The sequence below is a fragment of the Sphingobium anseongense genome (assembly GCF_037725245.1).
Lineage (GTDB): Bacteria > Pseudomonadota > Alphaproteobacteria > Sphingomonadales > Sphingomonadaceae > Sphingobium.
Map to the genome: position 1 here is coordinate 204,834 of NZ_JBBJUL010000004.1, position 14,494 is coordinate 219,327.

Below are 14,494 nucleotides of genomic sequence, written 5' to 3' on the forward strand. Positions count from 1 at the left end.
TTGGCATCTGCCGGTATAGGCCATGGTCGATACTCCATTCCGTGCGACAGGCCACATGACAATGGCCAGGCGGCGGCGCTATTTCAAGTCCATGAGCGACGCCAGGATCATGTTTCGCCGCCCGAGGCCGGTCCGCCCCGCTAGCTGACCAGTCGCTTGAGCGCCGCCACCGTATCGGCCTCCGCCGCCGGCTTGTCGCGCCTGATCCGCGCGATCCGGGGAAAGCGCATGGCAAGGCCCGATTTGTGCCGCTTGCTGTCGTGGATGCTGTCGAACGCGACTTCCAGCACCAGCGTCTTTTCGACTTCGCGCACCGGGCCGAAGCGGTTGACGGTATTGCCGCGCACGAAGCGGTCGAGCCATTTGAGTTCTTCGTCGGTGAAGCCGCTATAGGCCTTTCCCACCGGCAACAATTCGCCGTCCTGCGTCCAGCAGCCGAACGTATAGTCCGAATAAAAGGACGAGCGCTTGCCGTGGCCGCGCTGGGCGTACATCATCACGCAATCGGCGGTCAGCGGATCGCGTTTCCATTTATACCACAGCGCCGCCTTGCGCCCCGCGACATAGGGGCTGTCGCGGCGCTTGAGCATCACCCCTTCGATCGCGGCGTCGCGCGCGCCCGCGCGGATGTCGGCCAGCGCGGCGAAATCGGCGGCGTCGATGACGGTGGAGATGTCGAAGCGCGTGGGGTCGAGCCGCGCCATATGGGTTTCGAGCCGGGCGCGGCGCCCGGTCCAGGGCAGCGCGCGCAGATCCTCCTCGCCTTCCAGCAGGATGTCGTACAGCCGGACGAAGGCGGGATAGTCGTCCAGCATCTTCACGCTGACCGTCTTGCGGCCCAGCCGCTGCTGAAGCGCGTTGAAGCTGGCCGCCGAACCGCCATGTTCGCTGGTCCCCTGAAATTCGCCGCGCACCATCAGTTCGCCATCGAGCACCGCATCGCCGGTAAAGGCGCGGGCGATGTCAGGGAAGCTGGCGGAAATATCGTCGCCGCCCCGGCTGTAGAGGCGCGTTTCGGCGCCTGTCCCCACGATCTGGACGCGGATGCCGTCCCATTTCCATTCGGCGGCATAGTCGGTCAGGTCGACGCTGTCGGCTTCGAGGGGGTGGGCGAGCATGAACGGGCGAAAGAAGGGCGTGCCCGCCGGGTCGGGGCGACCGGCGCGGCCCTCGGCCCATTCGAACAGGGCGGCATAGGGCGGCGGCAGCGCGTGCCAGACCTGTTCGACATCATCGACGTCGAGGCCGAAGGCCAGCGCGAAGCCGGTCTTGGCGAGGCGCGCCGAAATGCCCACCCGCAAGCCTCCGGTGGCGAGCTTGACCAGGGCGAAACGGCCCGACGCATCGAGATGGTCCATCATCGCGGCCAGCGCCCTGGGCGCGTCGGCGCGGCTGGTCGCCGACAGCCTATCGACCACGGTGGCGATGCCCAGCGACCCGTCGTCGATTTCCGGCGGCTGGTCTTCGCGCCGGGGCCACAGCAGCGCCACGGTTTCGGCAAGGTCGCCGACATAATCGCGGCTCATTTCGAACAGCACGGGATCGGTGCGGTCGCGGATCATTTCGCCGATGGCGGACGATTTGACGGCCTTGAGGTCGAGATTGCCGGTCAGCGCGGCGAGCGCCCAGCCGCGATCGGGGTCGGGCGCTTCGCGCATATAGCGCGCGATCAGGTCCAGCTTGCCGTTGCGCGATCGGGTATAGACCAGGCCGTCGAGCAGTTGGGAGAAGCGCCTCATGAAACCCTGTCTCGCTCCGCCATCATTCCTCCTCCTCCTCATCGTCCCGCCCGACCAGCGCCAGGGCGCGGGCGCGCATCTGGCGGGTCATGCACCAGTGCAGCAGCGCCTCGTCGCGGCCGTGGGTGATCCAGGTTTCCGATGGCGCGACCTCCAGGATGGTGGCGGTCAGCTCGTCCCAGTCGGCATGGTCGGAAATGACCAGCGGCAGTTCGACATTCCTTTGCCGCGCGCGCTGGCGCACGCGCATCCACCCGGATGCCATGGCGGTGATGGGGTCGGGCAGGCGGCGGCTCCACCGGTCGTTGAGCGCGGACGGCGGCGAAAGGATGATGTGGCCGCGCATGTCCTTGGCGGCAACGCCGGCGGCGGGGCGCAATTCGCCCAGGTCGATGCCGAAATCGGCGTACAGCGCACACATCCGTTCCATCGCGCCGTGGATATAGATGGGGTCGTGATGGCCCCGCGCCCGCAATTCGCATATCACCCGCTGCGCCTTGCCCAGCGCATAGGCGCCGACCAGCACGCAGCGGTCGGGATGGGCGTGGAGCACGGTCAGCAGGCGATCCATCTCGCTGCCGGTGTGGGGGTGGCGGAACACCGGCAGGCCAAAGGTCGCCTCGGTGACGAAGATGTCGCAGGGGACGGGCTGGAACGGCGGACAGGTCGGGTCGGGCCGGCGCTTGTAGTCGCCGGTGACGACGACCCGCTCGCCGGCGTGGTCGAGGACGATCTGCGCGGACCCCAGCACATGGCCGGCGGGAACGTAGCGGATGGTGACCCCGCCCAGCCGCATCTCTTCGCCATAGGCCATCGCCGTGCCCGATGCCGTGCCATAGCGCAGGCCCATGATCGCCAGCGTTTCGCGGGTGGCCCAAACATGGCCGTGCCCGCCGCGCGCATGATCGGCATGGCCGTGCGTGACGAGCGCCCGGTCGCGGGGCGTGGACGGATCGATCCAGGCGTCGGCGGGGCGGACATAGATGCCGGTCGGGTGCGGCTCGATCCAGTGATGCGCGGGCATGGCTGAACAAGATGGTGCGGGGCCATGTGGTTCCGCAAGGCCATCATATAATCGTAACGCGCTCGTCACGCCGATGACTTTGCAACGCCTTATGAGCCGCCCATCGACCCGGCAGCAAGGAGGCAAGGCCATGGCGTCTGTGGCACATCAGGGGGTGGCGCGCGCCGTTCACCGCCATCGGCACCTGTCCAGGCAGGGGCTGCTGGAACGGGCCTTCACCTTCGCGTTCCGGGGCCTCGTCTATGCCCAGATCTGGGAGGACCCGGTGGTCGACATGGAAGCGTTGGCGATCACGCCCGACTGCCATGTCGTGACCATCGCATCGGGCGGGTGCAATATGCTGAGCTACCTGACCGCCGATCCCCGGCGGATCACCGCCGTCGACCTCAACACCGCGCATGTCGCGCTCGGCCGGCTGAAGCTTGCGGCGGCGCGCGCGCTGCCCGATCATGCGGCGTTCCACCGCTTCTTCGCCCAGGCCGACTGTAGCCAGAATATCGCCGCCTATCGTGCCCATGTCGCGCCGCTGCTCGATGACGCGACCCGGCGCTATTGGGAGGGGCGCGACCTGATCGGGCGGCGGCGGATCGGCGGGTTTGCGCGCGGCATCTACAAGCGCGGGCTGCTGGGCGGGTTCATCGGCGCGGCGCATCTGCTGGCGCGGGTGCATGGCGTCGACCTTCGGCGCATGCTGGCGGCGCGCACGATCGAGGAGCAGAAAGCGATCTACGATGCGGAGCTTGCGCCGCTGTTCGACCGGGCGTTCGTGCGGTGGCTGACGAGCCAGCCCGCATCGCTGTTCGGCCTGGGCATCCCGCCCGCGCAGTTCGATGCGCTGGCCGGCGACGAGCCAATGGACGCGGTGTTGAAGGCCCGGCTGGAAAAGCTCGCCTGCGGCTTTGCGCTCAAGGATAATTATTTCGCGCGGCAGGCGTTCGGGCGATGCTATGGCCAGGATGGCGGCGCGGCGCTGCCGCCCTATCTGGAGGCGCGGAACCACGAAGCGGTGGCGGCGCGGGCCGGGCGGGTCGATGTGCGGCACGTCAATATGGTGGATTTCCTCAAGGAGAATGCGGCGGGATCGCTCGACCGCTATGTCCTGCTCGACGCGCAGGACTGGATGGACAATGACCAGCTCAATGCGCTGTGGGGCGAAATCACCCGGACCGCGCGGCCGGGCGCGCGGGTGTTGTTCCGCACGGCGGGCGAACCGAGCATATTGCCGGGCCGGGTTCGCGACGACCTGCTTGGCCGATGGCGTTACGAGGCGCGGGCGTCGCGCGATTATACCGCGCACGATCGGTCGGCCATTTATGGCGGCGTGCATCTTTATGTGCTGGAGCGCGCGATGTGAGCGGGCTGCGGCATGGGGCGCTGATGGACAGCGTCTATCGGCGCCAGCGGCATGTCTATGATCTGACGCGTAAATATTATCTGCTGGGGCGCGATCCGATGATCCGCGACCTGGCGCCGCCGCCGGGGGGCACGGTGCTGGAAATCGGTTGCGGCACCGGGCGCAATCTGATCGCGGTGGGGCGGCAATGGCCCGATGCGCGGCTTTACGGCGTGGACATCAGCCAGGCGATGCTCGACACCGCGCAGGTCGCCGTCGAGCGCGTTGGCCTGTGCGGCCGCGTCCGGCTGGGGCGAGGCGATGCTTGCGATTTCGATCCGCAGGCGCTGTTCGGCCAGGCCCGGTTCGACCGCGTGTTCATCAGCTACGCGCTCTCGATGATCCCCGACTGGCAGGGCGCGCTGGAGCAGGCGGCACGGTGCGTCGCGCCCGGCGGTCGGCTGGAGGTGGTCGACTTCGGCCAGCAGGACCGCTTGCCGGGGGTATGGCGCCGCGCGCTGTTCGGCTGGCTCCACGCCTTCCACGTCACCCCCCGCGCCGACCTGCCCCAAGCCATCGAAGCGGTGGCATCGCGGATCGGCGCGACGGCGCATGGCAGGACGCTCTATCGCGGCTATGCGGTGCGGGGCGGGTTGGTACGGGCCTGAAGGGCGGGGGGTATGGCAAAAGCCCACCCCGCCGCGACTAACCTCGCCTGCGGCCCGCCAAGTCTCGCTCCCCCCCCGCTTGCGGGAGGGGCTGGGGGTGGGCTGGTGCTATGTCCGAAAGGGGTGGTTAAGCGAAGGTCCGCTATCAGCGCTGGACCTTGCCAAAACGGACATAAGAAATGCATTATGCAGCATGGCTGTAGCACTTCTCGCGCTACCAAGCGGCGGATCATCGCTGGAATTTGCGCCGGAAGATACCGCTGCCGTGCGTGAAGTGATCGCTGCGCTCTTTGGAGGGATCGCAGAGCGCCTATCGGCGTCTTATTCTACCGTGGCCTTCGCGGGCGAAAGCTTTCTGTTGGAATGGGAATGGGATGAGCCATGTCTGATCGCCACGAATGCGAGAGGGAGCGAATTGCTGTCGCAGATCGAAAAACGTCTAAACGGATAAACGGGTGGACTGCGGACAGTCCGGTTTACGGATGCAACTGTCGTAGAGCAGCATAAAATCCAACGTCACCCCAGCGAAGGCTGGGGTCTCGGGCGGCGGCGCGCTACGATAGGGCATGGCGAGAGGCGGTTACACCTATATCATGACCAATAAGGCAAGAGGCGTTCTCTATGTCGGTGTCACAGCCGACATCGCAGCGCGCGCAGAGCAGCATCGCAACGGCACCGGCTCTGTCTTTTGCAGGAAATATGGCCTGACGCGCCTCGTTCTGGTGGAGCCACATGATGACATCATGCTCGCCATCGCCCGCGAGAAGGCGCTCAAAGCGTGGAAACGGGAATGGAAAATCCGACTTGTAGAGGAAAGCAATCCCGACTGGCGCGACATGACGGAAATCATCCTCTGACCGCCTGAGACCCCAGCCTTCGCTGGGGTGACGCCTGAGGGAGTGGCCGTTTCCAAACAACGGTCCTGCACCTTCCAGCGGCAATTATTGGTCGATTGCCGTAATTCCCCATTTCGTCATCCCGGCTCATGGCCGGGATGACGAGCTAAAACCGCTGTCCTACATCCCGCCGCACATGCGATAAGCCTCGCCGCAGGCTCTTTCCCATCGTCGATCTGTCATCCCGTGCCCGGCCCGATAGGATCAGGCGCAAGCAACAAAATAACAAATCGAGCGGGAAAAGTGCGAAGTTAAGGCCCGCTGCGATGCGACTCAGGCCGCCTGCCGCGCCGCCTTTTCCAGTTCCAGCCGCTCCCAGATTTCGACCAGCGCCTTCACCAGGTCGCGCATCATGGCTTCATCATGGGCGGGGCCGGGGGTGAAGCGCAGCCGTTCGGTGCCGCGCGGCACGGTCGGGTAATTGATCGGCTGCACATAGACGCCATATTCGGCGAGCAATATGTCGCTGATCCGCTTGGCCTTGATCGGATCGCCCACCATCAGCGGCACGATATGCGTGACCGACGGCATCACCGGCAGGCCGGCGTCGGCCATCAGGGCCTTGAGCGTCGCGGCGGCGGCCTGCTGGCCTTCGCGCTCGACGCTGGAGGATTTGAGGTGGCGCACGCTCGCCAGCACGCCCGCGACCAGCACCGGCGACAGCGATGTGGTGAAGATGAAGCCGGGCGCATAGCTGCGGATCACGTCGACGATCATCTGGTCGGCGGCGATATAGCCGCCCATCACGCCGAACGCCTTGCCCAGCGTCCCTTCGATGATGGTCACGCGATCGGCGACGCCGTCGCGTTCGGAAATGCCGCCGCCGCGCGGGCCATACATGCCGACCGCATGCACTTCGTCGAGATAGGTCAGCGCGTTGAACTCGTCGGCCAGGTCGCACAGTGCAGCGATCGGGGCGATGTCGCCATCCATCGAATAGACGCTTTCGAACGCGATCAGCTTGGGCGCGTCGGGATCGGCGGCCTCCAGCAGTTCGCGCAAATGATCGACGTCATTGTGACGGAACACCTGCTTTTCGCAGCCCGAATTGCGGATACCCGCGATCATGCTGGCGTGGTTCAGTTCGTCGGAAAAGACGATGCAGCCAGGCAGCAGCTTTGCGAGCGTCGAGAGCGTCGCTTCGTTCGAAACATAGCCCGACGTGAACAGCAGCGCCGCTTCCTTGCCGTGCAGGTCGGCCAGTTCGCCTTCCAGATCGACATGATAATGGGTGTTGCCGCCGATATTGCGGGTGCCGCCGGAGCCGGCGCCGACATCGTGCAGCGCCTCTTCCATCGCGGCGACGACCTTGGGATGCTGGCCCATGGCGAGATAGTCGTTGGAACACCATACGGTGATCGGCTTTGGCCCGTTATGGCCGTGGAAGCAGCGCGCGTTGGGATAGGCGCCCTTGTTGCGCAGGATATCGATGAACACGCGGTAACGACCCTCGCTATGGAGCCGGTCGATCGCCTGCGCGAAGACATGCTTGTAGTTCACTGCGCCTGTATTCCCTATGCCACACCCGCTTTCACCTAGGCGCATCTACCCGTAGAACGCCGAAATTACCAGCGATAACAGCTCGCATCTAGCCGCGGGCGCGGGCCACGGCCATTGGACATTCGGTCCAGGGAGCAATTACAGCTGTTCGATGCGACCCAGGCCATAGCCCGCAAGTGCGGGCGCAAGGCGGCGGACATCGTCGTCGACGCGGGTGAACACCGCGACGCCCGGTGACGGCATGGCCGGCCAGGGCTGGCCCTGCGTCAGGAAGGCGATGCGCCGTGCGATGCCCTCGCCGCCATGAACGAAGCGCAACGGCCCCAGCCCGGCGCGCTGCGCAGCGGCGGCAAGTTCCGCCTCGACCAAAGGAAAATGGGTGCAGGCGAGCGCGATCACGTCCATGCGGTCGCCGCCCGGCTGGTCGGTCAGGCCAGCGAGCGCGGCGCTGGCAATGTGCGGATCGATCGGGTCGCCGCGCAGCTTCGCTTCGGCCAGTTGCACCAGCGCGGCGCAGCCGTGACGCAGCACCGTGCAATCGGCGCCATGTTCGGCGGCGAGCCGGTCGACATAGGGCTGGCGGACGGTTGCGTCGGTGCCCAGCACACCGAAGACGCGGGTCTTTGACGCCAAGGCGGCGGGCTTTATCGCAGGCACGGTGCCGACGACCGGGATGTCGAGCGCGGCGCGCACATGCTGGAGCGCGATGGTCGACGCGGTATTGCAGGCGATGACCGCGATGCGGGGCCGATAGCGTTCGACCAGGCGACCGAGCAGGGCGGGGATGCGCGCGGCGATTTCGGCTTCGCTGCGGGTGCCATAGGGAAAGCCGGCACTGTCGGCGGCATAGATCACCGGCGCGGTCGGCAGCAGCGCACGAGCGGGCCCAAGGATCGACAGGCCGCCGACGCCGGAATCGAAGAAGAGGACAGGGGATTGGCGCGCGACCGTCATTGACGCGATATGTCGCGGGCGGTGGAGGCGGTGTCAACCGGTTGGCATCGTCGGGCGCCAAGGCTAGGGATTGCTCCGCCCGTTCGCGGCGCTATGGTCGCCGCGCATTCATCTGGCGAGACATATGACCCCGGCTTGGCTCCTCCCCGCGTTCGTTCTGATATTCGCCTATCTGCTTGGGTCGATCCCGTTCGGGCTGCTGCTGACGCGGGCGAGCGGGGCGGGCGACCTGCGGCAGATCGGATCGGGCAATATCGGCGCGACCAACGTGCTGCGCACGGGCCGCAAGGGGCTGGCTGCGGCGACCTTGCTGCTCGATCTGTTCAAGGGCGCGGCGGCGGTGCTGATCGGCGGCTGGCTGGTCGATGGCGGCGGACCGATGGCGGGGGCGATGGCGTTCATCGGCCATTGCTATCCGGTCTGGCTGCGCTTTGCCGGGGGCAAGGGCGTGGCGACGATGATGGGCGTGGTGAGCGCGCTCCACTGGCCCGCCGGGATCGTGTTTGCGGTCGTATGGCTGGGCGCGCTGTTCGGCACGCGATGGTCGTCGGTCGGCGGCATGGCGGCGGCGATCAGCGCGCCCGTGGCGATGTGGGCTTTCGACCGGATCGACCTCATGCCCGTCACGCTGGCGCTGGCGCTGATCGTACTGTGGCGGCATCGGGCGAATATCGCGCGGCTGGCGACGGGGGCCGAACCGAAAATCGGCGGTGGAAAAGCATCGGTATGAGCGAGCAGGAGCGGTTCGACCGCCTGCGTCTCATCCGGTCGCCCCGCATCGGCCCCGTCAGCTATCGGCAATTGCTGGCACGGTTTGGCAATGCGGCGGAGGCGTTGCGGGCGCTGCCTGATCTGGCCGCGCGCGGCGGCGGCCGGGCGAGCATCGCCGATGCAGGCGCAGTGGAGCGCGAGATTGCCGCCACCCGCGCGCTGGGCGCGCGTTACCTGCTGATGGGCGATGCTGGCTATCCTGCGCTGCTCGACCATATGGAGGGCGCGCCGCCCGCATTGATCGTGCGGGGCGATGTCGCTCTGGCCGCGCGACCCTGCGTGGCGATGGTCGGCGCGCGCAATGCTTCCGCGGCGGCGTGCCGGTTTGCGCGAAGCCTTGCCCAGGAACTGGGGCAGCGCGGCGCGGTGGTGGTGTCCGGGCTGGCGCGCGGTATCGATACAGAGGCGCATCGCGGGTCGATCGACAGCGGAACAATCGGCGTCATCGCCAGCGGCATCGACATCGTCTTTCCGCCGGAGAATCGGGATTTGCAGGGCCATGTGGCCGAGCGCGGCCTGCTCGTCACCGAACATCCGCCGGGCGTCCAGCCGCTGGCGCGGCATTTTCCGGCGCGCAACCGTATCATCGCGGGCCTGGCGCTGGGAACGGTGGTGGTGGAGGCCGCGCCCAAGTCCGGGTCGCTCATCACTGCGCGGCTGGCTGGTGAGGCAGGGCGGGAGGTGATGGCCGTGCCGGGATCGCCGCTGGACCCGCGCGCACAGGGGTGCAACAGCCTGATCCGCGAGGGGGCAACGCTGGTGCAGAATGGCGCGGACGTGATGGAGGCGATCGGCACGTTCGACCCGAGGATGGTGCGGCAGGGCAGCTTCGAATTTCTGGGCGAGCCGGCATCCAGCGATGTGGTGGAGCGGGATCGCGCGGCGGTGGTCGCGTTACTGGGGCCGGCTCCGGTGCCCGTGGACGAAATCATCCGCCTGTCGGGCCTTTCGCCGGCCGTGGTGCAGACGGTGCTGCTGGAACTGGAGCTTGCGGACCGGCTGGCGCGCCATGCCGGCGGGAGGGTTTCCCTGTCGTGATGGTCGGGGCAAGGCCATGATCCGGTTCGAGCGTCACATGCGTTCATTTGCAATCGCCCTTGCCTTCCTGGCGGGGTATATCGATGTGCTCGGCTTTCTGACGACGTCGGGCTTCTTCGTTTCGTTCATGAGCGGCAATTCGACGCGACTGGCTGTCGGTGCGTTGCAGAGGCGCGAGGCGATGCTGTAGCGGCCGCTATCCTCATTCTCTGCTTTGTCGCCGGGGTATGCGCTGGCGCGATTGTCGGTGCGAGCGCGGGTCGGCGCCAAAGCGCTGCCATATTGCTGCTGGTGGCGCTCATGGCGGAGATGGCCCGTCGAGCGCAGCAGAACGCTTGACGCCTTCCTCCGCCCCCCTACACACTCGCGCGTATATGTGAGAGATTTCCAAATCGGGGTCATAATGCAGCTTGTCATCGTCGAGTCTCCCGCCAAGGCGAAGACCATCGAGAAATATCTGGGCGGGGATTTTCATGTTCTGGCCAGTTACGGCCATATCCGCGATCTGCCGGCCAAGGATGGATCGGTCGACCCGGACCATGGCTTTGCGATGCAGTGGGAAAATTATGGCGACAAGGGCAAGCAGCTCAAGGCCATCAGCGACGCCGCCAAGCAGGCGAGCCGGCTGATCCTGGCCACCGACCCCGACCGCGAGGGGGAAGCGATCAGCTGGCATGTGCAGGAGGTGCTGCGCGCCAAGAAGGCGCTGCCCGCCGTCGTGGACCGGGTGACGTTCAACGCGATCACCAAGGCGGCGGTGCTGGACGCGATGGCCAAGCCGCGCGCATTGGACGAGGATCTGATCGACGCCTACCGCGCGCGCCGCGCTCTAGACTATCTGGTGGGCTTCACCCTGTCGCCGGTGCTGTGGCGCAAGCTGCCCGGCGCCAAGTCGGCAGGCCGGGTGCAGTCGGTTGCGCTGCGGCTGGTGGTGGAGCGCGAGCGCGAGATCGAGAGCTTCACTCCGCAGGAATATTGGTCGGTCGCCGCCGACATGGAGCAGGATGGCACCGCCTTCACCGCGCGGCTGGTCCGCTGGAAGGGCGAGAAGATCGAGCGGCTGACGATCGGTCGCGAAGGCGATGCGATGGCCGCTAAGGCCGATGTCGAGGCCGGGCGCTTCACGGTGGAGAAGGTCGAGACCAAGCCGCTCACCCGCAACCCGCCGCCGCCTTTCACTACATCGACGCTGCAACAGGAGGCCGCGCGCAAGCTCGGTTTCTCCGCCAGCCATACGATGCGGATCGCGCAGCAACTGTATGAGGATGGCGCGATCACCTACATGCGGACCGACGGCGTGCAGATGGACGGCAGCGCCATTTCTGCCGCGCGCAGGGCGATCGCGGAGCGCTATGACGGCGGCTACGTGCCCGACAAGCCGCGGATCTACCAGACCAAGGCGAAGAATGCGCAGGAAGCGCACGAAGCCATCCGCCCGACCGAGTTTTCGCGCGACAAGGTGGGCAGCGGCGACCATGCGCGGCTCTATGACCTGGTGTTCAAGCGGGCGCTGGCCAGCCAGATGGCGTCGGCGCGGCTGGAACGCACCACGATCGACATGAACGACGCCACCGGCACGCATACGCTGCGCGCAACCGGGCAGGTGGTGATCTTCCCCGGCTTCCTGGCGCTGTATGAGGAAGGCCGCGATGACGTTTCTGCTGCCGACCACGGCAAACATGCCGGGTCGGGGGACGACGATGACGGCAAGCTACTGCCACGCATGAGCGAGGGTGACGCGCCGGCCAAGAAGAAGGTCAGCGCCGAGCAGCATTTCACCCAGCCGCCGCCGCGCTATTCGGAAGCCAGCCTCGTCAAGCGGCTGGAAGAATTGGGCATCGGGCGTCCGTCCACCTATGCCTCGACGCTCCAGGTGCTCAAGGACCGCGACTATGTGCGGATCGAAAAGAACCGCTTTTTCGCCGAGGAAAGCGGGCGGCTGGTCACGGCCTTCCTCGAACGCTTTTTCGAGCGCTATGTCTCCTATGATTTTACCGCGGGGCTTGAGGACGAACTGGACGATATTTCCGGTGGCCGAGCGCAGTGGCAGGCGGTGCTGGAAGCGTTCTGGAAGGATTTCAAGCCCAAGACCGCCGAGGTGATGGAGCAGAAGCCGAGCGACATTACCGCCGCGCTCGACAAGTTTCTGGAGCCGATGCTGTTCCCGCCCAAGGCCGACGGCAGCAATCCGCGCGCTTGCCCGCTTTGTGGTGAGGGGCAATTGTCGTTGCGCGGCGGGCGGTTCGGGGCGTTCATCGCCTGCTCCAACTATCCGGAATGCAAATATACCCGCAAGTTCGGCCAGCCAGGCGGCAAGGATGGCGAGGATACGGGACCCGAAGTGCTGGGGAAGCATCCCGAGACCGGCCAGGATATCGTCAGGAAATCCGGCCGATTTGGTCCCTATATCGAAATGGGCGAAGGCAAGGAGGCCAAGCGCGGGTCGATTCCCAAGGATCTGCCCGATGGCGAACTGACGCTGGACTGGGCTGTCAAACTGCTCAGCCTGCCGCGCGAGATTGGCCTGCACCCCGAAACGGGCAAGCCGATTGTCGCGAATATCGGGCGCTTTGGACCCTATCTGCTGCATGACGGCAAATATGGGCGGCTGTCATCGACGTCGGAGATTTTCGAGGTCGGCATGAACAGCGCGGTCGTTAAGCTGGCCGAAGCCGCCAACCGGGGGCCGCGCAGCGCCGGGCGGGAGCCGCTCAAGGTGCTGGGCGCGCATCCGCGCACGGAGCTGGAGATCAAGCTAATGGAGGGTCGCTATGGCGCTTACGTCACCGACGGCACCACCAACGCGACCCTGCCCAAGACGGTGGACAAGGATGCGCTGACGCTGGAGGAAGCCGCGCAACTGATCGATGCGCGCGCGGCGGCGGCCCCGGCCAAGAAGGGCAAGAAAAAGGCCGCGCCGAAGAAAGCGGCGACGAAGAAGGCCGATACGGCGAAGAAGCCCGGAGCCGCGAAAAAGGCTCCGGCCAAGAAAGCCGCAAAGGAAGCGTGATCGTGGGGCGGTCATGACTACGTCCGCCAAGCCATTTTTCCCCTGGCGTTACGGCATGTTCCTGGCGCTGTTGTCGACGATGGCTCCATTCGCGCTGGTGCTGCCGTGGCCGGAAGCGGTCATGGCCGGCTTCGACGTCGCGGCAATCGCCTTTCTGCTGTCGGTCATTCCGCTGATCGACACGCATGCCGATAGTATCCGGCAACATGCCGCTGCCAATGATGCGAACCGGGGAATGATGCTTCTGCTCACCGCGATCGTGTCGTTCGTGGTCCTGATCGCGGTCGGGCTGGCGACCGTGTGGGAGTATGGCGGGTATGGCGGCGCCGGCATCGCCTTGCTATTGGTGACGCTGGCGAGTGCCTGGCTGTTTTCCAATACCATATATGGGTTGCATTATGCCCATATCTTTTACCTGCCGAACGCGCAGGGCGAAAACAGCAGCGGACTGGCCTTTCCGGGCGAGGACGAGCCGGCCTATTGGGATTTCCTCTATTTCGCCTTCACGCTCGGCATGACGTTCCAGACATCGGACATATCGATCACCACCAGCACGATGCGACGCACGGTCATCCTGCACGGCCTGCTGGCCTTTGCTTTCAACATCGGCGTGCTGGCGTTCACCATCAACGTGCTCGGCGGCTAGGCTATTCCACCCAGTCCAGTCCGATGTCGCGATAGATGCCGCGATCGTCTTCCCAATCTTCCTTCACCTTGACGTGAAGGTAGAGGTGGACCGTGACGCCCAGCAGTTGCGCCAGTTCGGCGCGCGCCTTCGATCCAATTTCCTTGAGCCGCTGGCCGCCCTTGCCAAGCACGATCGCGCGCTGGCTGGTGCGGCCGATCAGGATCTGCTGGTGGATCTCGACCGAGCCGTCGGGACGTTCCTTATATTGTTCTGTATCGACAGCCGCAGCGTAGGGCAGTTCGGCGTGGAGTTGGTGATAGAGTTGTTCGCGCGTGATTTCCGCCGCCAGCATGCGGTCGGTGGCGTCTGACACCTGATCTGCGGGGAAATGCCACGGTCCTCGCGGCATGGCGGCGGCAAAGGCGCTCTTGAGTTCGGGCAGGCCGTCGCCGGTCTGGGCCGAAACGAAATAGGTTTCGGCGATGTCGAGCTTGTCGGTCAGGCGCTGGGTGTGCAGCAGCAGCTTTTCCTTGATCGCGATGTCGACCTTGTTGAGGATCAGCCATTTGCGTTCCTTGCGCGCCGCGAGCGCGTCGATGATCGGCTCCATCTTGGCGCCGAGACCCGCTTTGCCGTCGACCACCAGCGCGATCAGGTCCGCGCCCTGCGCGCCGCCCCAGGCGGCCTGCACCATCGCGCGGTCCAGCCGGCGCCTGGGTGCGAAGATGCCGGGCGTGTCGACCAGCACCAACTGCGCATCGCCATCGATCGCCACGCCCATGACGCGGGTTCGGGTGGTCTGCGCCTTGGCGCTCGTGATCGCGACCTTTTGGCCCACCAGCGCGTTGACCAGCGTCGATTTGCCCGCATTGGGCGCGCCGACGATGGCGATGACGCCGCAGCGCTTGGCATTTTGTTCTACGATCTCGTTCA

At 65.8% G+C, this 14,494-nt stretch carries 14 protein-coding genes; 9 read left to right on the top strand and 5 right to left on the bottom strand.

Translation table 11 applies throughout. The features are described 5' to 3' along the window. Nucleotides 1–140: 140 nt before the first annotated feature. The gene (locus WG908_RS07330; protein WP_340185909.1) at nucleotides 141–1,739 is read right to left on the bottom strand and encodes a cisplatin damage response ATP-dependent DNA ligase; all 1,599 of its coding nucleotides are present in this window, start codon (nucleotides 1,737–1,739) and stop codon (nucleotides 141–143) included. A gap of 22 nt (nucleotides 1,740–1,761) precedes the next feature. Continuing rightward, nucleotides 1,762–2,763, bottom strand: a complete 1,002-nt coding sequence (locus WG908_RS07335) for a ligase-associated DNA damage response exonuclease (protein WP_340185910.1) — start codon at nucleotides 2,761–2,763, stop codon at nucleotides 1,762–1,764. A gap of 130 nt (nucleotides 2,764–2,893) precedes the next feature. Here WG908_RS07335 and WG908_RS07340 point away from each other — a divergent pair, with 130 nt between their 5' ends. The 4 genes from WG908_RS07340 (at nucleotide 2,894) to WG908_RS07355 (ending at nucleotide 5,621) form a co-directional block, all read left to right on the top strand. Further along, nucleotides 2,894–4,117 carry a BtaA family protein gene (locus WG908_RS07340; RefSeq protein ID WP_340185911.1) on the top strand — a complete coding sequence of 408 codons (1,224 nt, stop codon included), beginning with the start codon at nucleotides 2,894–2,896 and terminating at the stop codon, nucleotides 4,115–4,117. Beyond that, complete coding sequence (locus tag WG908_RS07345) at nucleotides 4,114–4,764, top strand: class I SAM-dependent methyltransferase (RefSeq protein ID WP_340185912.1); 651 nt, start codon at nucleotides 4,114–4,116, stop codon at nucleotides 4,762–4,764. Before WG908_RS07340 ends, WG908_RS07345 begins: the two co-directional genes overlap by 4 nt. A 193-nt stretch (nucleotides 4,765–4,957) precedes the next feature. Continuing rightward, entirely contained in the window at nucleotides 4,958–5,215 is a 258-nt protein-coding gene (locus WG908_RS07350; RefSeq protein WP_340185913.1) for a hypothetical protein, read from the top strand. A 115-nt stretch (nucleotides 5,216–5,330) separates the two neighbouring features. After that, the gene (locus WG908_RS07355; protein WP_340185914.1) at nucleotides 5,331–5,621 is read left to right on the top strand and encodes a GIY-YIG nuclease family protein; all 291 of its coding nucleotides are present in this window, start codon (nucleotides 5,331–5,333) and stop codon (nucleotides 5,619–5,621) included. 312 nt (nucleotides 5,622–5,933) lie between these two features. On the opposite strand, the gene hemA is transcribed toward WG908_RS07355, so the two are convergent. After that, on the bottom strand, nucleotides 5,934–7,160 hold the full coding sequence (gene hemA / locus WG908_RS07360; RefSeq protein WP_340185915.1) for a 5-aminolevulinate synthase: 1,227 nt from the start codon (nucleotides 7,158–7,160) through the stop codon (nucleotides 5,934–5,936). A 138-nt stretch (nucleotides 7,161–7,298) separates the two neighbouring features. Next, the gene (gene murI, locus WG908_RS07365; RefSeq protein ID WP_340185916.1) at nucleotides 7,299–8,114 is read right to left on the bottom strand and encodes a glutamate racemase; all 816 of its coding nucleotides are present in this window, start codon (nucleotides 8,112–8,114) and stop codon (nucleotides 7,299–7,301) included. A 124-nt stretch (nucleotides 8,115–8,238) separates the two neighbouring features. Between murI and plsY the strand changes: the two genes are divergently transcribed. The 5 genes from plsY (at nucleotide 8,239) to WG908_RS07390 (ending at nucleotide 13,579) form a co-directional block, all read left to right on the top strand. After that, nucleotides 8,239–8,844: a glycerol-3-phosphate 1-O-acyltransferase PlsY gene (gene plsY, locus WG908_RS07370; RefSeq protein ID WP_340185917.1), complete on the top strand. Its 606-nt coding sequence runs from the start codon at nucleotides 8,239–8,241 to the stop codon at nucleotides 8,842–8,844. After that, nucleotides 8,841–9,923 (top strand): DNA-processing protein DprA, encoded by a 1,083-nt coding sequence (dprA, locus tag WG908_RS07375; RefSeq protein WP_340185918.1) that lies wholly within the window; start codon nucleotides 8,841–8,843, stop codon nucleotides 9,921–9,923. The genes plsY and dprA overlap by 4 nt, the downstream gene beginning before the upstream one ends. A 37-nt stretch (nucleotides 9,924–9,960) precedes the next feature. Further along, nucleotides 9,961–10,113: a DUF1275 family protein gene (locus WG908_RS07380; RefSeq protein WP_340185919.1), complete on the top strand. Its 153-nt coding sequence runs from the start codon at nucleotides 9,961–9,963 to the stop codon at nucleotides 10,111–10,113. Nucleotides 10,114–10,326: 213 nt separating this feature from the next. Then, the gene (topA, locus tag WG908_RS07385) at nucleotides 10,327–12,933 is read left to right on the top strand and encodes a type I DNA topoisomerase (RefSeq protein WP_340185920.1); all 2,607 of its coding nucleotides are present in this window, start codon (nucleotides 10,327–10,329) and stop codon (nucleotides 12,931–12,933) included. Between the two features lie 13 nt (nucleotides 12,934–12,946). Further along, nucleotides 12,947–13,579, top strand: a complete 633-nt coding sequence (locus WG908_RS07390) for a DUF1345 domain-containing protein (protein WP_340185921.1) — start codon at nucleotides 12,947–12,949, stop codon at nucleotides 13,577–13,579. A 1-nt stretch (nucleotide 13,580) separates the two neighbouring features. On the opposite strand, the gene era is transcribed toward WG908_RS07390, so the two are convergent. Then, nucleotides 13,581–14,486, bottom strand: coding sequence for a GTPase Era (gene era / locus WG908_RS07395; protein ID WP_445326684.1), 906 nt, complete (start codon nucleotides 14,484–14,486; stop codon nucleotides 13,581–13,583). Nucleotides 14,487–14,494 lie beyond the last annotated feature (8 nt).

What these genes read in the sequence shown, in the direction of transcription:
- WG908_RS07390 (WP_340185921.1), top strand. Translation starts at nt 12,947, where the DNA reads ATGACTACGTCCGCCAAGCCATTTTTCCCCTGGCGTTACGGCATGTTC.
- WG908_RS07350 (WP_340185913.1), top strand. Translation starts at nt 4,958, where the DNA reads ATGGCTGTAGCACTTCTCGCGCTACCAAGCGGCGGATCATCGCTGGAA.
- WG908_RS07330 (WP_340185909.1), bottom strand. Translation starts at nt 1,739, where the DNA reads ATGAGGCGCTTCTCCCAACTGCTCGACGGCCTGGTCTATACCCGATCG.
- WG908_RS07340 (WP_340185911.1), top strand. Translation starts at nt 2,894, where the DNA reads ATGGCGTCTGTGGCACATCAGGGGGTGGCGCGCGCCGTTCACCGCCAT.
- plsY (WP_340185917.1), top strand. Translation starts at nt 8,239, where the DNA reads ATGACCCCGGCTTGGCTCCTCCCCGCGTTCGTTCTGATATTCGCCTAT.
- WG908_RS07380 (WP_340185919.1), top strand. Translation starts at nt 9,961, where the DNA reads ATGCGTTCATTTGCAATCGCCCTTGCCTTCCTGGCGGGGTATATCGAT.
- murI (WP_340185916.1), bottom strand. Translation starts at nt 8,114, where the DNA reads ATGACGGTCGCGCGCCAATCCCCTGTCCTCTTCTTCGATTCCGGCGTC.
- WG908_RS07335 (WP_340185910.1), bottom strand. Translation starts at nt 2,763, where the DNA reads ATGCCCGCGCATCACTGGATCGAGCCGCACCCGACCGGCATCTATGTC.
- WG908_RS07355 (WP_340185914.1), top strand. Translation starts at nt 5,331, where the DNA reads ATGGCGAGAGGCGGTTACACCTATATCATGACCAATAAGGCAAGAGGC.
- topA (WP_340185920.1), top strand. Translation starts at nt 10,327, where the DNA reads ATGCAGCTTGTCATCGTCGAGTCTCCCGCCAAGGCGAAGACCATCGAG.
- dprA (WP_340185918.1), top strand. Translation starts at nt 8,841, where the DNA reads ATGAGCGAGCAGGAGCGGTTCGACCGCCTGCGTCTCATCCGGTCGCCC.